The organism is Variovorax sp. GW821-FHT09B01, assembly GCF_059418345.1.
Genome location: NZ_JBWKPQ010000004.1, coordinates 83,955 through 101,258, shown reverse-complemented (window position 1 = coordinate 101,258; position 17,304 = coordinate 83,955). Strand labels below are relative to the sequence as shown.

At 71.3% G+C, this 17,304-nt stretch carries 16 protein-coding genes; 3 read left to right on the top strand and 13 right to left on the bottom strand.

Annotated features, from left to right (window positions below; genetic code table 11):
* Position 1: 1 nt before the first annotated feature.
* From minE to AC07RV_RS14915, 5 genes are all read right to left on the bottom strand, one after another.
* Positions 2 to 280, bottom strand: coding sequence for a cell division topological specificity factor MinE (minE, locus tag AC07RV_RS14935; protein ID WP_093343682.1), 279 nt, complete (start codon positions 278 to 280; stop codon positions 2 to 4).
* 3 nt (positions 281 to 283) lie between these two features.
* Positions 284 to 1,099: a septum site-determining protein MinD gene (gene minD, locus AC07RV_RS14930; protein WP_093344160.1), complete on the bottom strand. Its 816-nt coding sequence runs from the start codon at positions 1,097 to 1,099 to the stop codon at positions 284 to 286.
* 64 nt (positions 1,100 to 1,163) lie between these two features.
* Entirely contained in the window at positions 1,164 to 1,931 is a 768-nt protein-coding gene (gene minC / locus AC07RV_RS14925; RefSeq protein WP_203203544.1) for a septum site-determining protein MinC, read from the bottom strand.
* Positions 1,932 to 2,086: 155 nt separating this feature from the next.
* Entirely contained in the window at positions 2,087 to 3,370 is a 1,284-nt protein-coding gene (locus tag AC07RV_RS14920) for a solute carrier family 23 protein (RefSeq protein WP_296788473.1), read from the bottom strand.
* 49 nt (positions 3,371 to 3,419) lie between these two features.
* Positions 3,420 to 3,845, bottom strand: a complete 426-nt coding sequence (locus AC07RV_RS14915; RefSeq protein ID WP_093343687.1) for a hotdog fold thioesterase — start codon at positions 3,843 to 3,845, stop codon at positions 3,420 to 3,422.
* 102 nt (positions 3,846 to 3,947) lie between these two features.
* Between AC07RV_RS14915 and AC07RV_RS14910 the strand changes: the two genes are divergently transcribed.
* Complete coding sequence (locus tag AC07RV_RS14910; RefSeq protein WP_296788476.1) at positions 3,948 to 5,267, top strand: AsmA family protein; 1,320 nt, start codon at positions 3,948 to 3,950, stop codon at positions 5,265 to 5,267.
* On the opposite strand, the gene AC07RV_RS14905 is transcribed toward AC07RV_RS14910, so the two are convergent.
* From AC07RV_RS14905 to AC07RV_RS14895, 3 genes are all read right to left on the bottom strand, one after another.
* Positions 5,264 to 6,652 carry a tripartite tricarboxylate transporter permease gene (locus AC07RV_RS14905; protein WP_177239342.1) on the bottom strand — a complete coding sequence of 463 codons (1,389 nt, stop codon included), beginning with the start codon at positions 6,650 to 6,652 and terminating at the stop codon, positions 5,264 to 5,266. The two genes, AC07RV_RS14910 and AC07RV_RS14905, sit on opposite strands and share 4 nt — an antisense overlap.
* Positions 6,649 to 7,104 carry a hypothetical protein gene (locus AC07RV_RS14900; protein ID WP_296788478.1) on the bottom strand — a complete coding sequence of 152 codons (456 nt, stop codon included), beginning with the start codon at positions 7,102 to 7,104 and terminating at the stop codon, positions 6,649 to 6,651. Before AC07RV_RS14900 ends, AC07RV_RS14905 begins: the two co-directional genes overlap by 4 nt.
* Before the next feature lie 101 nt (positions 7,105 to 7,205).
* Positions 7,206 to 8,495 carry a hydroxymethylglutaryl-CoA reductase, degradative gene (locus AC07RV_RS14895; RefSeq protein WP_296788480.1) on the bottom strand — a complete coding sequence of 430 codons (1,290 nt, stop codon included), beginning with the start codon at positions 8,493 to 8,495 and terminating at the stop codon, positions 7,206 to 7,208.
* A gap of 143 nt (positions 8,496 to 8,638) precedes the next feature.
* Here AC07RV_RS14895 and AC07RV_RS14890 point away from each other — a divergent pair, with 143 nt between their 5' ends.
* Positions 8,639 to 10,063: an aminotransferase-like domain-containing protein gene (locus AC07RV_RS14890; protein ID WP_296788482.1), complete on the top strand. Its 1,425-nt coding sequence runs from the start codon at positions 8,639 to 8,641 to the stop codon at positions 10,061 to 10,063.
* On the opposite strand, the gene AC07RV_RS14885 is transcribed toward AC07RV_RS14890, so the two are convergent.
* Together AC07RV_RS14885 and AC07RV_RS14880 are read right to left on the bottom strand one after the other, a co-directional pair.
* Positions 10,064 to 11,590, bottom strand: coding sequence for a class I adenylate-forming enzyme family protein (locus AC07RV_RS14885; protein WP_296788484.1), 1,527 nt, complete (start codon positions 11,588 to 11,590; stop codon positions 10,064 to 10,066). It lies immediately after the preceding gene.
* 38 nt (positions 11,591 to 11,628) lie between these two features.
* Entirely contained in the window at positions 11,629 to 12,420 is a 792-nt protein-coding gene (locus tag AC07RV_RS14880; RefSeq protein WP_296788486.1) for a crotonase/enoyl-CoA hydratase family protein, read from the bottom strand.
* 79 nt (positions 12,421 to 12,499) lie between these two features.
* Here AC07RV_RS14880 and AC07RV_RS14875 point away from each other — a divergent pair, with 79 nt between their 5' ends.
* The gene (locus AC07RV_RS14875; RefSeq protein WP_296788489.1) at positions 12,500 to 13,312 is read left to right on the top strand and encodes a PaaX family transcriptional regulator; all 813 of its coding nucleotides are present in this window, start codon (positions 12,500 to 12,502) and stop codon (positions 13,310 to 13,312) included.
* Between the two features lie 3 nt (positions 13,313 to 13,315).
* Here AC07RV_RS14875 and AC07RV_RS14870 read toward each other — a convergent pair whose 3' ends face one another.
* Genes AC07RV_RS14870 through AC07RV_RS14860 form a run of 3 tightly spaced genes read right to left on the bottom strand, consistent with a single transcriptional unit; the run spans position 13,316 to position 17,275 of the window.
* Positions 13,316 to 15,124, bottom strand: coding sequence for a feruloyl-CoA synthase (locus tag AC07RV_RS14870; RefSeq protein WP_296788491.1), 1,809 nt, complete (start codon positions 15,122 to 15,124; stop codon positions 13,316 to 13,318).
* A 1-nt stretch (position 15,125) separates the two neighbouring features.
* Positions 15,126 to 16,073 carry a 3-hydroxyacyl-CoA dehydrogenase NAD-binding domain-containing protein gene (locus AC07RV_RS14865; protein WP_296788494.1) on the bottom strand — a complete coding sequence of 316 codons (948 nt, stop codon included), beginning with the start codon at positions 16,071 to 16,073 and terminating at the stop codon, positions 15,126 to 15,128.
* Positions 16,070 to 17,275: an ABC transporter substrate-binding protein gene (locus tag AC07RV_RS14860; RefSeq protein WP_296788497.1), complete on the bottom strand. Its 1,206-nt coding sequence runs from the start codon at positions 17,273 to 17,275 to the stop codon at positions 16,070 to 16,072. Before AC07RV_RS14860 ends, AC07RV_RS14865 begins: the two co-directional genes overlap by 4 nt.
* Positions 17,276 to 17,304: the final 29 nt, after the last annotated feature.

Sequence of the window (17,304 nt, the reverse complement as noted above, 5' to 3'; positions counted from 1 at the left end):
CTCAGCGCGCCGGCGTGGGCGCCGGGTCGGGCAGCTCGATCTTGATGTCGAGCACCTCGAGGTTGTCCTGGGTTTCCAGGTGGACCTTGATGTCCTCGGGATTGATGGCCACGTACTTCGAGATCACCGCCACCAGCTCGCGCTGGAGTTCGGGCAGATAGTCGGGCCGCCTCTTGCCGCTGAGGCTGGAACGCTCGTGGGCGAGGATGATCTGCAGGCGTTCCTTGGCAACGCTGGCAGTCTTCTTCTTTTCGCCAAGGAGGAACGAGAGGAACGACATGCCTTATCTGCCTCCGAAAATCCGCTTGAAGAAGCCCGGCTTCTCGGCCTCGACGAAACGCATCGGCCTGTCCTCGCCGAGGAAGCGCGCCACCACGTCGCTGTAGGCCTGGGCCACGTCCGTGTCCTTGTCGTGGATCGCGGGCACGCCCTGGTTGGAGGCGTGCAGCACGCTCTCCGACTCGGGGATCACGCCGATCAGCGGAATGCGCAGGATGTCCTGGATGTCCTCCAGCGAGAGCATCTGGCCGCCCGCCACCCGGTTCGGGTTGTAGCGCGTGATCAGCAGGTGCTCCTTGACCGGGTCGCCGCCGTCCTTGGCGCGCTTTGTCTTGCTGCTGAGCATGCCCAGGATGCGGTCGGAGTCGCGCACCGACGAGACCTCGGGATTGGTCACCACCAGCGCCTCGTCGGCGAAGTGCATGGCCATCATCGCGCCGGTCTCGATGCCCGCGGGCGAGTCGCAGACGATGTAGTCGAAGTCCATCGCCGCCAGGTCGGTCAGCACCTTCTCCACGCCTTCCTGCGTCAGCGCTTCCTTGTCGCGCGTCTGCGAGGCCGCGAGAACGAACAGGTTCTCGCACTGCTTGTCCTTGATCAGGGCCTGGCTCAGGTTGGCCTCGCCCTGGATCACGTTGATCAGGTCGTACACCACGCGGCGTTCGCAACCCATGATCAGGTCGAGGTTGCGCAGGCCCACGTCGAAGTCGATCACGGCCGTCTTCTTGCCCGCGAGCGCGAGGCCCGAGGAGAAGCTGGCGCTCGTGGTCGTCTTGCCGACGCCGCCCTTGCCCGAGGTCACCACCACTATCTTGGCCATGGCCATTCCTTCTTGTTTCGATTCGGTTGTTGCTGGATCGCTGCCGCGTCGTCCCGGCCTGCCGTCAGGCAATGGGCTCGATCACGATTTTCTTGCCATCGAGCCGGATCTGGGCCGCCTTCGCGAGCACCGTGTCGGGCAGCGGCACTTCCGAGGTCCGGTAGATGCCGGCCACCGCCACCAGCTGGGCTTCGAGGCAGGTCGAGAAGATCCGCGCCTCGGTGTTGCCGCGCGCGCCGGCGATCGCCTTGCCGCGCAGCGGCGCGTACACGTGCACGTTGCCGTCGGCGATGACCTCCGCGCCATGGCTCACCACGGCCGTCACGATCACGTCGCCGCCGCGGGCATAGACCTGCTGGCCCGAGCGCAGCGGCCGGTCGATCAGGAGCGTGCCGTTGGCCGGCACCGGCACCTCGCGCACGATCTGCGGCGCGGGCGACGGGGTGGCCGGCGGCGGCTCGGCCGGGCGCGGGGCCGGGGCGGCGGGCATGTCGGTCACCACCAGGCCGGCGGCGCGGGCCGCGGCGTGCTGGGCCTCGCTGCCGCCGCGCACCGCGATCGGCTGGGTCTGGTGGCGCGCCAGCAGGCCGCGCAGGGCCTCGAAATCGAGCGCGTCGCCCGCCCCGCCCTCGGCCGAGGCTTCCGGCAGTTGCGAGAGATCGATGACCACCGGTTCCTGTTCAAAGAAATCGGGGGAATCCGCCAGCTGGGCGTCGAGCGCCTCGGCCAGCACGCCCAGATCGGTCGTCTTGAGGATGACTGCGATCAGCGGCAGCGTGGCGCTCTTGAATTCGAATACCGCCCTGGTGCGCGCGGCGGAAACATCGGCCATTGGAAAACGTCTGGAAAACGTCGGTGCGAAAAGCCTGGGAGTCTAACGGGCGCGGGGCGCGCGGCGGTGCGGCGCCGCGGCCCGGGCCGGCCCGGAAGCACATTTATTGCACGAGGTTTCACTTTGGGGGCTTGCGCGGGCCCCCGGGGAGTGCCTCAGTTCTTCGTGCGGCCCAGCAGTGCGTAAAGAATGATGGCCCCGAAGGTGGCGGTGCCGATGCCGCCCAGCGCGAAGTCGCCGAACTTCAGCGTGAAGTCGCCGGTGCCGATGATCAGCGTGATCGCGGCCACGATCAGGTTCTTGTTCTGCGAGAAGTCGACCTTGTTGTCGACCCAGATCTTGGCCCCCGCCACCGCGATCAGGCCGAACACCACGATGCTCACGCCGCCCATCACCGGCAGCGGGATGGCCTGGATCAGCGCGCCGAACTTGGGGCTGAAGCCCAGCACCAGCGCGATCACCGCCGCCACCACGAACACCGCGGTCGAATAGATGCGGGTGGCAGCCATCACGCCGATGTTCTCGGCATAGGTGGTCACGCCGGTGCCGCCGGCCGCGCCGCTGACCACGGTGGCGATGCCGTCGCCGATGAAGGCGCGGCCCATGTAGCCGTCGAGGTTGCGCCCGGTCATGGCCGTCACCGCCTTCAGGTGGCCCAGGTTCTCGGCCACCAGGATGATCGCCACCGGCGCGATCAGCAGCATCGCGTTGGCCGTGAACACCGGCGCGGTGAAGGCCGGCAGGCCGAACCAGGCCGCGTTGGCGATGCCGCTGAGGTCCACCGGCTTGCCCAGGCCCATGCCGTTGGTCAGCACGGCATAGACGATGGTGGCCAGGATCAGCCCCACCAGGATCAGCAGCCGCTGCACCATGCCGCGCGTGAACACCGCCACCAGGCCGACGCAGAGGAAGGTCAGGGCCTGCATCCAGGCGTCGAAGTTGCCGGCCGCCATGTTCTTGATCGGCACGTTCGCGAGGTTGAGCCCGATCACCGCCACCACCGCGCCGGTCACCACCGGCGGCATGAAGCGCTCGATCCAGCCCGTGCCCACGGCCTGCACGATGGCGCCGATCAGGATGTAGACCACGCCGCAGGCCACGATGCCGCCCAGCGCCACCGCGATGTTGGCGTTGGGCCCCTTGCCGGCGTAGCCGCTGGCCGCGATCACCACGCCGATGAAGGCGAAGCTCGAGCCCAGGTAGCTGGGCACCTTGCCGCCCGTGATCAGGAAGAAGATCAGCGTGCCGATGCCGCTCATCAGGATCGCGATGTTGGGGCTGAAGCCCATCAGGATCGGCGCCAGCACGGTGGCGCCGAACATGGCGATCACGTGCTGCACGCCCATGAAGCCGGTCTGCACCCAGGGCAGGCGTTCGTCGGGCGCGACCACGCGCCCCTCGGTGGCGGCGACTTCGCGCCAGGTGAATGGATTGCTCATGGCTTGTCTCCTCGTGTCGTGGTCCAGGCTTGTAGGGTGCCGGTCGTGCTCAGCCGCGGGGCTGGAGCACCGCCATTGTGATGCGCGAAACGCAGGTCAGCTCGCCCGCTTCGTTGGTCAGGTCGATCTGCCAGACCTGGGTGCTGCGCCCGCGGTGCACCGGGCGGGCGGTGCCGATCACCCAGCCGCTCGAGGCCGAGCGGATGTGGTTGGCGTTGATGTCCAGGCCCACGGCGCGCTCGCCGTCGGGCGCCGAGTAGTGGGCGCCGCACGAGCCCAGCGTCTCGGCCAGCACCACCGACACGCCGCCGTGCAGGATGCCGTAGGGCTGGCGCGTGCGGTTGTCGACCGGGCAGCGGGCACGGATGAAGTCGTCGCCGACCTCGAGGAATTCGATGCCCAGGTGTTCCACGGTGGTGCCGACGTGGCTTTGGGTCAGGGCCTCGACCGAGATGTCTTTCTTCCAGATGCGCATGGCGTGCTCGTCTTTCGTCTTGGTGTGCTTCGAAAAGGGTGGCGGAAACTATAGCGACGGCGGCTGACATCGGCAGTCGCCTAGGCGTGCTAGCTTGCGTGGATGAAACCCCTCTCCCGGCGCGTCCGGTTCTGGCTCGCCGGCTCGGCCCTGGTGCTGCTGGCGGGCGCCCTCGCACTGTGGGGGGCGGCGCGCTGGCTGCTGCCCAGCGACGCCGAGGTGTCGCAGCGCATCGCCGAGGGCTTCGAGAAGCACTACGGCATCGGCCTCAGGATCGGCGGCGCCCACTGGTCGCTGCTGCCCATGCCGGTGCTGGTGCTGACCGACGTCGCCACCGACCAGCCACGCCCGGTCACGCTGCAGCGCATCGCGCTGCGGCTGCAGCTCGCGCCGCTGTGGAAGCGCGTGGTCGCGGCCGACACGCTCGAGGTCGAGGGCGCGGTGCTGCCGGGCGAATCGATCCGCGCCTTCCGCGGCCGCGCGCCCGAGACCATCGAGAAAGGGCAGATCGCCCTGCCCGCGCCCTGGACCCTGGCCGAAACGCCGCTCGAGCGGCTGCGCTGGCGCGACGTGCGCTGGATCGACCGGCGCGACATCGAGCTGGCCTACGACGGCCAGATCGACTTCGACCCCGGCTGGCGCCCGCGCCATGCGCTGGCCGAGCGCACGGAGGCCTCGCCGCCGGCCCGGCTGCGGCTGGACCGCGAGGGCCGCAACGACCGCTGGCAGACCCGCATCGACGTGGCGGGCGGCAGCTGGAACGGCGTCAGCCGCTTCGAGACGCTGGACAACGGCCGCCTGCGCGTGTCGGCCGAGCTCGCGCCGCGCGACGTCGACATCGAGGCGCTGGTCCAGACCTTCGGCCGCCGCACCTTCGTCGCCGGCAAGCTGCACGGCCAGACCACGCTGACGGCCGAGGCCGACAAGGCCGGCGCCCTGATGCGCGGCCTGCGCACGCGCACCGTGTTCTCGGTCAGCCCGGCCACCCTGACCAAGCTCGACCTCGCCAAGGCCGTGAGCACCGCCGGCATCAGCCGCGGCGGGCGCACCGCGCTCGACGAGCTCAGCGGCACGCTCGACACCGAGGCCACGCCCGATGGCACCGTGCTGCGCTACACCAACCTCAAGGCGCGCTCGGGCGTGCTCACCGCCAGCGGCAACGTGCGGCTGTTCAACCGGCGCATCCAGGGCGATGCCGCGGTCGACCTGATCGACGGCGTGGTCGGCGTGCCGCTGAAGATCGGCGGCACCCTGAGCGATCCCGAGCTCTCGCTGACCGGCGGCGCGCTCGCGGGCGCGGCCGTCGGCAGCGCGGTGCTGCCGGGCGTGGGCACCGCGATCGGTGCGCGCGTGGGGCAGCAGGTGGAGCGGCTGTTCGGGCTCGACGAGCCGCCCGGCGCGAAGAAGAAGGCCAAGCCCTAGCCGATCGCCTTCAGCACCGCGGGCACCGTCAGCACCGCCGTGTAATAGCCCATGAACTGCACCCCGGTGTTGAAGCCGATGGCGCGCGACAGCAGCCCGCCGAGCAGGCCCATGGTGAGGATCACGAACAGGCCCAGCAGCTGCCCTTCCCAGACGCTGATCACCACGATCAGGCCGACGAAGGTGGCGATGATCGCCTCGTGGCTGACCTTGCGCGAGACGAACAGCGCCGCGCGGCGCGCGAAGTTCATCGTGAAGGGATAGGCCACCAGCGCCGCGAGGATCACCGCCAGCATGCCGTAGCCCAGGAACTCCCAGTGGCTCAGCAGGTTGTGCAGGTTGTGGGTCTGGCCGGTGGCGGCGTCGATGGTGAACACCGGCGGCGCATTGAACAGCGGCGCGGCCGGGCCCGCGGCCACCGGGCTCAGCGGCAGGCCGATCGCGATCAGCGGGATCAGCGCCTCGGCCACGTAGGTGGCCTCGGTCACCCCGTTGCGCGCGGCCAGCGTGGTGGTGAGCCGGTGGTAGGCATGCTTGATGCGCGAGCCGACCAGCTCGCCGAGCACCACCGTCATCGCGACCGGGCTGAACACGAAGGTGGCGCTCGAGATGGTGGCGGTGGCCAGCGTCCATTTGACCTGGCCGCGGTCGAGCACCTTGAAGGGGTTTGGGAAGTAGCCGCTCCAGCCCTTCACGTCGGGCGCCAGCGAGAAGGTGCGCACCTTCTCGCGCGCCATGCGCGCCCTGGCCGTCGGCGACAGCACCGAGAAGAGGTCGGCCACCAGCGGCCCGATCGCGATGCCCAGGAAGTAGCTGATGCTGAGCTTCACGCCGTACTTGGCGGTCAGCGACTGCAGCGCCACGATCACGATCACGAACGGCACCAGCGTCGCCACCGAGGCCCAGCGCCCGCTCGAGAACCAGGCGATGGCGACGGCCGCCACCACGAAGATCCACGGCGCCGCCTTGGTGATGGCCGCGCCGTAGGGCGCGAGCAGCACCGCGAACAGCACGGCCAGCGGCACCGCGACGAAGGCCGCGATGATCGCGCCCGACACCATCTTGCGCAGCGCGATGTGCGGCACGCCGAGGTTGCGCAGCATGTTGGCGTCCTGCAGCAGCGGCGTGGCCATGGTGTCGCCCGGAATGCCCAGCAGCGCGGTCGGCACCGCGTGCGTCATGTGCTTGGCCACCGCGGCCGCGAGGAAGAAGGTGAACACGCCCTCGGGCGGCACGCCCAGCAGCACCACCAGCAGGGTCAGCGGCGCGAGCGTGGTGGTCTCGTCGGTGCCCGACACCAGGCCGATGGCGGCGAACACCACGGCGCCCACGAGGCCCATGCCGGTGGCGACGAGGATCTGATTCAGCAATGCGGCGTCGATCACGAGGCGGCTCCTTCGGCGGCGGCGCGCGTGCGCGGGCGGTGGTTGGCGAACAGGTCGTGCAGGCCCAGCTCCTGGAGCTCGCGCAGCGCGGCGGGCGGCAGGTCGCTCATCGCGCCCAGGTCGCCATGCTCGCCGGCCAGTTCGGCCAGCACCTCCTCGCGCCAGCGCGGGTCGGCCGCGCCGCCTTCCACCACCTCGCGCTTGGGCGCGAACAGCAGCGCGCAGATCAGGCCCGCGATCACGCAGCCCGCGAGGCCCGCCAGCATCGCGTAGGCACGCGCCAGTTCGGGCGAGCGCACGGCGCCCGCGAGCAGGCGGTTCGCCAGCAGGAAGCCGGCCAGGCTCACGGCGATGCCGATCGCGATCGCGCCCGCGAGATGGCGCAGGTCCGCCGTGTCGCCCCAGATTTCCACCAGGCGCCATCGCGCCTGCGTCGTGCCGTTCGGGTTCATTGCTTGTCTCTGTTCTTGCTGGTGTGACGGCACGCGCCCCGCGTGCCGCCGCGGTATCGGCCGCGGTCCGTGGTGCGGGACCTTCCCGCGATGGCTGAGATTCAGTTCCTGGCGCGCAGGGCCTCGAGCAGCGCCACCGCGCGGTCGGTGCGCACGTCGTGCTCGGTGGCCATCTGTTTGGCGACGGCATCGATCTCGTCGCCCGTGGCACCGGCCACCAGCGCGATGTTTCGCGCATGCAGCGCCATGTGGCCGCGCTGGATGCCCTCGGTGGCGAGCGCGCGCAGCGCGCCGAGGTTCTGCGCCAGGCCCACGGCCACCGCCACCTCGCCGAGCTCCTGCGCCGACTGCACGCCGAGGATCTTGAGCGCCAGCCGCGCGAGCGGATGGGTCTTGGTGGCGCCGCCGACCAGCCCCACGGGCATCGGCATCTCGATGGTGCCGACCAGCGCGCCGCTGCTGTCCTTCTCCCAGGTGGTGAGCGAGCCGTAGCGGCCATGGCGGCAGGCATAGGCATGCGCGCCGGCCTCGACCGCGCGCCAGTCGTTGCCGGTGGCGACGATCACCGGGTCGATGCCGTTCATGATCCCCTTGTTGTGCGTGGCCGCGCGGTAGGGGTCGACGGCCGCGAAGGTGTAGGCGTCGAGCACGCCCTCGACGATCTCCTCGCCGCTGCGCTCGGCGGTCTTGAGCACCGCAGGAGTGAGCCGCACGCGGGCGCGGGCCAGCCGCAGGTCGGCCAGGTTCGACAGGATGCGCAGCCGCACCGTGCCGCCCGTGAGCTGCTCGACCAGCGGCGACACCGCCTCGGCCATGGTGTTGACCGTGTTCGCGCCCATCGCGTCGCGCACGTCGACCACCAGGTGCAGCACCACCATCGCGCCGCGCGGCGTGTCCTCGAACACGTGCACCTCGATGTCGCGGCAGCCGCCGCCCAGGCCGATCAGCACCTTGTCGCGGCTGTTCGCCACCTCGAGGATGCGATCGCGCGCGCGCAGCAGCGCCAGCCGCGCGCCGTGCGGATCGCCCAGGCCCAGCAGCTGGACCTGCGCGCGCATCAGCGGCCCGCTGCTCGAGGCCTCGAAGCCGCCGCCCTCGCGCGCCAGCTTGGCCATGAAGGAGGCGGCGGCCACCACCGAGGGCTCCTCCACCGCCATCGGCACCAGGTACTCGCGGCCGTTGACCGTGAAGTTGCCGGCCACGCCCAGCGGCAGCTCGAAGGTGCCGATCACGTTCTCGACCATGCCGTTGGCGCGCTCGATGCCGAGCGCGCCGGGCGCGGCGAGCAGCGCCTTCTCCTCGGGCGTGAGCGCAGCGGCCTGCGCGATGTGATCGAGGCGCTGCGCGGGTGTCAGGGCTCGGAAATTGGGGAGGCGGGCGTCGGCGACCATCGTTCGTGCTTCGGTTCGTGCAAGGGGTGGATTCGGAAGCGTGCGAATCTAGGCCCGCTGTACCAGCCTCGGCAGGCACAGTTTCGCGGGACAGTCGGGACAGTGCGGCGCGTCCAGTGCCCGCCGTGTCACAGTCGCTGGTCATGAGCGTTCTCTCCAGCCGCGGCCCGCGCGCCGCCCCCATCGCCGATTCGCTCGCCGAGGCCCTCGCGCGCCAGATCGCCAGCGGCGCCTACAAGGCCGGCGACAAACTGCCCTCGCTGCGCGAGCTCGCGCAGCTGCACGGCTATGCCAAGAACACCGTGGTGGCGGCCTTCGAGAACCTGGTCTCGCGCGGCCTGGTCGAGCCGCGCCGGGGCTCGGGCTACTTCGTGCGCGCGCAGCCGAAGCCCGCGGGCGCCAGGCCGCCCGAGGACGATGCCGGCAGCCTGGGCCGCGCGATGGACATCGTGTGGCTGATGCGCGAGCAGCTCAAGACCGAGCCCGACGCGGTGGCCGTGGGCGACGGCTTCCCGCCGGTCGAATGGCTGGCCGACGTGCGGCTGGACAAGTACCACCCGAAGGTGGTGCGCACGGGGCTCGGCGCGCTGTTCCGCTACGGCAGCCGCTTCGGCTACGGCCCGCTGCGCGAGCACCTGGTGCGCAAGCTGGCCGACTTCGGCATCGGCGCCGAGCCACGGCAGATCGTGCTCACGCACGGCGCCAACGAGGCCATGGACATCGTCATCCGCTACTTCGTGCCGCCCGGCGGCAAGGTGCTGGTCGACGATCCCGGCTACTACCCACTGTTCGGCAAGCTCAAGCTCGCGGGCGCGCAGATGCTCGCGGTGCCGCGGCTGGCCGACGGGCCCGACCTCGAGGTGCTCGAGCAGCTGCTGGTGGCCGAGCGGCCGCGCCTGTTCTTCACCCAGTCGCTGGCCCACAACCCGACCGGCTCCGACATCTCGCCGGCCAAGGCCTTCCGCGTGCTGCAGCTGGCGCAGAAGCACGACCTGCTGATCGTCGAGAACGACCCGCTGGCCGACTTCAAGCCCACTGCGCTGCCGCGGCTGGCGGCGCTCGACCAGCTCGAGCGCACGATCTACATCGGCAGCTTCTCCAAGTCCTTCTCGGCCGCGCTGCGCGTGGGCTTCGTCGCCTGCGGCGCCGACCTCGCGAGCGACCTCGCCGACCTCAAGGCGCTGATCCACGTGAGCAGCTCCGAGTACGCCGAGCGCACGGTCGACGTGATCCTCAGCGAGGGCCACTACCAGCGCCACCTGAACCGGCTGCAGAACCGCCTGGGCGAGGCCACGCGCGAGGCGCTGCGCTTCTTCGACTCGGTGGGCGCCGAGGTGTTCGCGCGCAGTCCGCAGTCGCTCTACGTCTGGGCCGCGCTGCCGGGCGTGGCCGACTCGCTGGCCTTCGCCAGGGAGCTGCTGCCGCGGCGCATCGTGATGGCGCCGGGCCGCATCTTCAGCGTCGACTCGACGCAGGTCTCGCGCTGGTCGCGCTTCAACGTCGGCGCCATGGCCGACCCGCGCTTCGCGAAGGCGATGCGCGCCACGCTCAAGCGCGTGGGCGGCTGATCAGCCCCGGTGGCGCTCGCGCAGCGCGCGCCGATCGAGCTTGCCGACCGCGGTCTTCGGAATCTCCTCGGCGAAGATCACGCGCTGCGGCTTCTTGTACGAGGCGAGCCGCCCGGCCACGTGCGCGATCAGCGCCGCCTCGTCGATGGCCTGCCCCGCGCGCGGCACCACCACCGCCGTGACCACCTCCACCCACTTCTCGTGCGGCAGGCCGATCACCGCGCACTCGCGCACCGCGGGGTGCGTCATCAGCGCATCCTCGACCTCGCGCGGATAGACGTTGTAGCCGCCGCTGATGATCATGTCGGAGGTGCGGTCCTTCAGGTGCAGGAAGCCGCGCGCGTCGAACACGCCGACGTCGCGCGTGCGCACCCAGCCTCCCGCGACGAAGGTCTCGGCATTGAGCGCGGGCGCATCGTGGTAGCCCGCCACGGCCGAGGGCGCGCGCACCGCGATCTCGCCCGGCGTGCCGGCGGGCACCTCGTTGCCGGCCTCGTCGACCAGGCGCATCTCGACCTCGAGCGCGGGCTGGCCGCAGGCGCCCAGCAGTTCGTCGACATGGTCCTCGGGCCGCAGCACCGCGAGGCACAGCGGCACCTCGGTCTGGCCGTAGTACTGCCAGAAGCGGTGCCGGCCCCAGGCCGCCATCGCGCGCTGGATCACGCTGCGCGGCATCGGCGAGGCGCCGTAGATCACGTAGCGCAGCGCGCTCACGTCGGTGGCCGCCAGTTCCGGGTGCTCGAACAGCATCTGCAGCATGGTCGGCACCAGGTTGATCGCCGTGATGCGCTCGGCCTGCAGCGTGCGCAGGAACAGGCCCGGCTCGAAGCCCGGCAGGATCACGGTGCGGCCGCCGCGCAGCCAGAACGGCAGCACGAACACGCCGCTGGCATGGATCAGCGAGGCCGCGTGCAGCATCGCGTCCTCGGGCGTGGCGTTCAGCAGGTTCAGCAGCACGTTGCGGCAGATCGCCGCGTACGAGGCCTGCGTGTGCTGCGCGGCCTTCAGCGTGCCGGTGGTGCCCGAGGTGAAGAGCGTGAGCACCACGTCGTCGGGCGAAGGCTCGAAGTCGGGAGCCGTGGCGGGCAGCGTCGCCGCCCGCGCGAGCAGGTCGGGCGCGCCCCCGAGCGCCGCGCCGATGCCCAGGCAGGCCAGGCCCGGTGCCGCCTCGCGCAGCGCCGCCGCGCGCTCGGCCAGGTCGGGGCCGAACACCAGGTGGGTGCAGCCGGTGTCGGCCAGCATGCGCGCATGCTCGGCCAGCGAGAGCCGCGCATTGAGCGGCACGCGGTTGATGCCGGCCTTCACGCAGGCGAAGTCCAGCGGCACGCTGTGCAGGCCGTTGTTGAGCAGCAGCGCCACGCGCGTGCGCGGCGCCGCGCCGGCCGCGTGCAGCGCATGCGCGAGCCGGCTGCTGAGCTGGTCGACCTCGGTGAAGCTCAGGCTGCGCTCGCCGAACACGATGGCGGTGCGCGGACCGTGCTGCAGCGCGCCGCGGCGGATCAGTTCGAGATAGGTGGGTGGGTGCAAGTCCGTGTCTCCTGTGTGTTCTTCGGGTGAGGGCGCGCTCAGCGCCCGAATTCGCCGTGCCGGCCCGCGCCGCCTGCGAAGCGCGCGGCGCCCGCCTCGCCCTCGGCCGCGACGATCGGCACGCCGCGCGCGCCCTCGCGGCGCAGCGCCTCGGCCAGCGGCAGGTCCCATTGCTCGAAGGCCGAGCGGCGGTCGGCCAGCATGCATTGCTGCGGGAAGGCGGCGATCTGGCGCGCCAGCTCCTGCGCCGCGGCCAGCGCGCCGCCGGGTGGCACGACGCGGTTCGCGAGGCCCATGGCCAGCGCCTCGGCCGCGCCCACGGGGCGGCCGGTCAGGATCATGTCGAGCGCGCGGCCCATGCCAACCAGCCGCGGCAGCCGCACCGTGCCGCCGTCGATCAGCGGCACGCCCCAGCGGCGGCAGAACACGCCGAACACCGCGTCCTCGTCGGCCACGCGCAGGTCGGCCAGCAGCGCCAGCTCGAGCCCGCCGGCCACCGCGTAGCCGTTGATCGCGGCGATCAGCGGCTTGGACAGCGCCATGCGCGTCGGCCCCATCGGTCCGCTGCCGCCGCCCTCGGGGTCGAGCTCGTTGCGCCGCGCGGGGTCGCCGACGGCAGTGAGGTCGGCACCGGCGCAGAAGTGGCCGCCCGCGCCGGTCAGCACCGCCACGCGCAGGGCGTCGTCGGCCTCGAAGCGCTCGAAGGCCGCGCGCAGCTCGGCGGCCACCGCGCCGTCGACTGCGTTGCGCCTGCCGGGCCGGTCGATGGTGACGGTCAGGATGGCGCCGTCGGATTCGGCGCGTACACAAGGGGTTTGTTCGGATGCCATGGAGGGGCTCCTTCGGACACAAAATTACGGAATGGATCGGTCCCGGTCATCGTAGGAAACATTTCATCATTTCGCAAACATGGACAAGATATGTAATGTCTCCGTCAGCCTGCCGAGCGCGCCCGACCTGATCCTCGACCTGCTGGTGGCCGACGGCGGCACGCTGAGTTCGCAGGCGCTGTGCCGCGCGGGCGCGCTGCTGGGCATCGGCGAGACCACGATGCGCGTGGGCCTCACGCGGCTCGCGGCCGAGGGCAAGATCGCGCGCGGCGAGCGCGGCAACTACCGGCTCGAGCGCGAGGGCCCGGCGCTGTCGCGCGCGGTCGACGGCTGGCTGCACAAGCAGGCGCAGGCCGTCGGTTGGCGCGGCGACTGGCTGGCCGTGCACGATGCCGGCGTGGCGCGCGCCGACAAGACCGCCTGGCGCCGCCACGGCCTCGCGCTCTCGCTGCGCGGCTTCGCGCCGCTGCGGCCCGGCCTGCAGATCCGGCCCGACAACCTGGCGGGCGGCCTCGAGGCCGAGCGCCGCAAGCTCAAGGAACTGGGGCTCTCGCCGGGCGCGCCGGTGTTCCGGCTCGCCGACCTCGACGAGGCGGCGCAGGCGAGCGCGCGCCGGCTGTGGGACGTGCGCGCGCTGGCCGCGCAATGCCGTCGCCTGCAGGCCGGCCTCGAGCGCAGCGAACAGCGGCTGCGCACGCGGCCGCTCGAGACGGCCGTGCGCGAATCGCTGCTGCTGGGCCGCGCGGTCATCGCGCACCTGATCCGCGATCCGCTGCTGCCGGCCGAACTGATGCCGCCCGAGCCGCGCGCCGAGCTGCTCGCGGTCACGCGCCGCTACCAGGACACGGCGCGGCTGCTGTGGCGGCAGTGGCTGGCGCTGCCGACGGCCTGAGGCTCAGCCCAGCCGCACCACCAGCGCATCTTCCGGCGCGCGCGCATGCAGCCGCTGCACCTCGGCCGCGCGCCGCACCAGCACCGCGCGCTGGTTGATGTAGCCCTTGTCGGTGATCTCGCCCGCATCGAGGCTCGGCGGCTCGCTCAGCACCAGCGCGCAGGCCGGGCACTGCGAGGAGCCCGCGCCCTCCGCGCGCAAGGCGCGCAGCACGCCCGCGATGCGCTCGGCCAGCGCCTCGGGCGCGAGCGCCGCGCCCTGCGGGCTCGCGAACACCAGCATGCCGATCTCGTCGCGGTCGTGGCCCGTGAGCACCACGTCCTGCGCATGCGGCGCCAGCAGCGACACCAGCTTCACGCGCAGCGTGCCGACCGAGACCCAGGTGCCCGTCGAGAGCTTGAAGTCCTCGGCCACGCGGCCGTTGAAGATCACGCCGCGCACCGGATCGGCCGGGTCGGCCAGGAAGCCCGCGTCGCCGAGCCGGTAGTAGCCCTCTTCGTCGAAGGCCTGCGCGGTCTCGCGCGGCGCGCCGCGGTAGCCGGGGAACACCGACACGCCCTTCACGCGCATCTCGAGCTTCTCGCCGTTGGGCACGAACTTCAGTTCCAGCCCCGGCAGCGGCGCGCCGATGCAGCCCGCGCCGTCGAGCTTCCAGTGCGCCGAGGTGATCGCGGGCGAGGTCTCGGTGGCGCCCCAGGAGGTGGTGAGCCACAGCGGCCGGTCGGGCCGCACGCGCCGCGCCACCGCCTCGAGCCGCTGCCAGGTCGAGGGCGCGAGCGCCGCGGCCGCGTAGAAGGCCAGGCGCAGGCGCCAGAACACCTCGGTGGCCAGCGCGTCGTCGGCCTCGAGGAAGGGCAGCAGCATGTCGTAGCCGCGCGGCACGTTGAACAGCAGCGTGGGTTTCACCTCGCGCAGGTTGCGCACCGTCTTCTCGATCAGTCCCGGCGCGGGCCGGCCCTCGTCGATGTAGAGCGCGCCGCCGTTCGCCAGCACCATGTTCAGGTCGTGGTTGGCACCGAAGGTATGGCTCCAGGGCAGCCAGTCGACCAGCACCGGCTTCTCGTGCGCGAGGAAGCGCCAGGTCTGGGCCATCATCTGCTGGTTGGCGCACAGCATGCGATGGGTGTTGATCACCACCTTGGGCTTGCCGGTCGAGCCCGAGGTCAGCAGGTACTTGGCATGGGTGTCGGGCAGCACCGCCTCGAAGGCCTGCATCACGGCGGGCGTCTCGGCGCTGGCGAGCAGCCGCGCGAAGTCCAGCGCGCCGGGGTGCGCGTCGGCGTTGCGGCTGAACACCGCGACCGCCTCCACGCCGCTGCCCGCGAGCGCGGCGCCGTAGGCCTTCGCATCCGAGGCATAGACCAGCCCCGGCCGCAGCGCGCGCAGCATCTCGTGCAGCCGCGAGGGGTCCTTGGCCATGCGCGAATAGGCACTCGACAGCGAGCAGGCCGCACGGCCGATGTGCATCGTGGCCAGCATCAGCACCGCATGGTCGATCGCGTTGTCCGACAGGATCACGATCGGCGCGTCGGCCGGCAGGTCGAGGTCGAGCAGGCCCTGCGCCACCGCGCCGACGGCCTGGCGCAGCGCGCGGTAGTCGAGCCGGCGCCAGTCCGCGCCGTCGTCGTTGCGCTCGGCGAAGGCCAGCGCCTCGGGCGTCTCGCGCGCCCAGCGCTCGATCCATTCGCCGATGCAGCGCGCATAGGGCTTCAGCGCCTGCGGCGAGCGCAGCGCGAAGGAGCCGTCGTCGAAGTCGATGCGCACCGTGCGGGGCGGGGCGATCAGGCTGTCGTCCTGGAGGAAATCGGTCATGTCAATCGAGTGTGCCGGTGTCGGCCTTGGCGCGAATCAGGTTCAACAGCAGGGTGTCGCGCGCGGCTTCGAGCTCGGCCGTGCGGCGCGCGCCCAGCTCCTGCGCCACGCCTTCGCTCACCTGCGCCTGGAGCGCCGGCGTCATCGACGGCGCGCCCAGGTCCTTCCACCAGTCCTCGATCGGCCCGCCCAGGTGCGCGAGCACGTGCGCGATGCCGCCCGCGCCGCCCGACAGGTGCAGGTTCATGAACGGTCCCATCACGGCCCAGCGCAGGCCCGGGCCGTGCGCGATCGCGGTGTCGATGTCGGCCACCGAGGCCACGCCCTGCTCGACCAGGTGGAAGGCCTCGCGCCACAGCGCGGCCTGCAGCCGGTTCGCGATGTGGCCCTTGACCTCGCGCTTCACGTGGATCGGCCGCTTGCCGATGGCCGCGTAGAAGGCCAGGGTGCGCTCGATGGTGTCGGCCGACGTGCGCTCGCCGCCGATCACTTCCACCAGCGGGATCAGGTGCGGCGGGTTGAACGGATGGCCCAGCACCACGCGTTGCGGGTGCGCGCAGCCCGACTGCACGCCGCTGATCGCCAGGCCCGAGGAGCTCGAGGCCAGGATCGCGTCGGGCGGCGCGGCCGCGTCCATGCGGCGGAACAGCTCGATCTTGAAGTCCATGCGCTCGGGGCCGTTCTCCTGCACGAAGTCGGCCACCGAGACCGCGTCCTCCAGGCTGTCGTGGAAGCGCAGCCGGTCGACCGAGGCGCCCGCGGCCAGCCCGAAGCGCTCAAGCGTGGGCCAGTGCTGCGCCACTGCCTGGCGCAGCCTTTCCTCGGCGCCGGGCGAGGGATCGGTCGCGTTGACGTCGAGGCCCTGCGCGAGGAAGTAGGCGGTCCAGCTCGCGCCGATCACGCCGGTGCCGACCACCGCGACGCGCTGCACGCCGTGCGCCCCGCTCATGACTTCCACCGCGCGCAGCGGCTCTCGGCCTTGGTGGTCCAGGCGGCCTCGCCGCGGATCGCTTCCACCACCTTGTAGTAGTCCCAGGGCTCCTTCGATTCCTCGGGCGACTTCACCTGCATCAGGTGCATGTCGTGCACCATCAGGCCGTCGTCGCGCAGCCAGCCGCCCTTGACGAACATGTCGTCGAACTTCGTCTTGCGCAGCTGTGCCATCACCTTGTCGGCATCGTCGCTGCCCGCGGCCTTCACGGCCTGCAGGTACTGCAGCGCGGCCGAGTAGTCGCCGGCATGGAAGGAGGAGGGCATGCGCTTGTGCTTGTCGAAGAAGCGGCGCGCCCAGGTGCGTGCCTCGGGGCTCTGGTTCCAGTACCAGCTGTCGGTCAGGTACATGCCCTGCGAGGCCTTGAGGCCCAGCGCATGCACGTCGTTGATGGTGATGATCATGCCGGCCAGCTTCATGTTCTTGGCGATGCCGAACTCGGCCGCCGACTTGATCGCGTTGACCGTGTCGCCGCCCGCGTTGGCGAGCGCCAGCACCTGCGCCTTCGAGCTCTGCGCCTGCAGCATGAAGGACGAGAAGTCGCTCGCGCCCAGCGGGTGCTTGACCGAGCCCGCCACCGTGCCGCCGTTCGCCAGCACCGTCTTGGTCGCGTCGTTCTGCAGCGCGGCGCCGAAGGCATAGTCGGCCGCCACGAAGTACCAGCTCTTGCCGCCGGCCTTGACCACCGCGCTCGCGGTGCCGCGCGCCATCGCCACCGTGTCGTAGGCGTAGTGCACCGTGTAGGGCGAGCAGTACTCGTTGGTGAGGCTCGACGCGCCCGAACCCACCACGAAGTAGGGCTTCTTCTTGTCCGCCGCCACGCCGGCCATGGCGATGGCCGCGCCCGAGTTGACGCCGCCGATCAGCATGTCGACCTTCTGCACGTCGAACCACTCGCGCGCCTTGGCGGCGGCGATGTCGGGCTTGTTCTGGTGGTCGGCCGTGACCAGCTCGATCTTCTTGCCGCCGATGGCGCCGCCCATGTCGGCGATCGCCATGCGGATCGCCTCGGCGCCGGCCGGGCCGTCGTAGTCGCGGTACAGGCCCGACATGTCGCTGATGAAGCCGATGCGGATCACGTCGTCGGACACCTGGGCCGATGCGCTCGCGGCCAGGGCGGTGCCGAGCGCGAGGGCCAGGGCGGTGCGGGAAAGGTTCATTCGATCTGTCTCCGTTCGTTGTTCTGGCG

Bases quoted from the DNA above. Each gene is read 5' to 3' on its own strand.
- AC07RV_RS14895 (WP_296788480.1), bottom strand. From the start codon at position 8,495: ATGGTCGCCGACGCCCGCCTCCCCAATTTCCGAGCCCTGACACCCGCG.
- minE (WP_093343682.1), bottom strand. From the start codon at position 280: ATGTCGTTCCTCTCGTTCCTCCTTGGCGAAAAGAAGAAGACTGCCAGC.
- AC07RV_RS14875 (WP_296788489.1), top strand. From the start codon at position 12,500: ATGGACAAGATATGTAATGTCTCCGTCAGCCTGCCGAGCGCGCCCGAC.
- minD (WP_093344160.1), bottom strand. From the start codon at position 1,099: ATGGCCAAGATAGTGGTGGTGACCTCGGGCAAGGGCGGCGTCGGCAAG.
- minC (WP_203203544.1), bottom strand. From the start codon at position 1,931: ATGGCCGATGTTTCCGCCGCGCGCACCAGGGCGGTATTCGAATTCAAG.
- AC07RV_RS14920 (WP_296788473.1), bottom strand. From the start codon at position 3,370: ATGAGCAATCCATTCACCTGGCGCGAAGTCGCCGCCACCGAGGGGCGC.
- AC07RV_RS14880 (WP_296788486.1), bottom strand. From the start codon at position 12,420: ATGGCATCCGAACAAACCCCTTGTGTACGCGCCGAATCCGACGGCGCC.
- AC07RV_RS14900 (WP_296788478.1), bottom strand. From the start codon at position 7,104: ATGAACCCGAACGGCACGACGCAGGCGCGATGGCGCCTGGTGGAAATC.
- AC07RV_RS14915 (WP_093343687.1), bottom strand. From the start codon at position 3,845: ATGCGCATCTGGAAGAAAGACATCTCGGTCGAGGCCCTGACCCAAAGC.
- AC07RV_RS14870 (WP_296788491.1), bottom strand. From the start codon at position 15,124: ATGACCGATTTCCTCCAGGACGACAGCCTGATCGCCCCGCCCCGCACG.
- AC07RV_RS14910 (WP_296788476.1), top strand. From the start codon at position 3,948: ATGAAACCCCTCTCCCGGCGCGTCCGGTTCTGGCTCGCCGGCTCGGCC.
- AC07RV_RS14890 (WP_296788482.1), top strand. From the start codon at position 8,639: ATGAGCGTTCTCTCCAGCCGCGGCCCGCGCGCCGCCCCCATCGCCGAT.
- AC07RV_RS14860 (WP_296788497.1), bottom strand. From the start codon at position 17,275: ATGAACCTTTCCCGCACCGCCCTGGCCCTCGCGCTCGGCACCGCCCTG.
- AC07RV_RS14865 (WP_296788494.1), bottom strand. From the start codon at position 16,073: ATGAGCGGGGCGCACGGCGTGCAGCGCGTCGCGGTGGTCGGCACCGGC.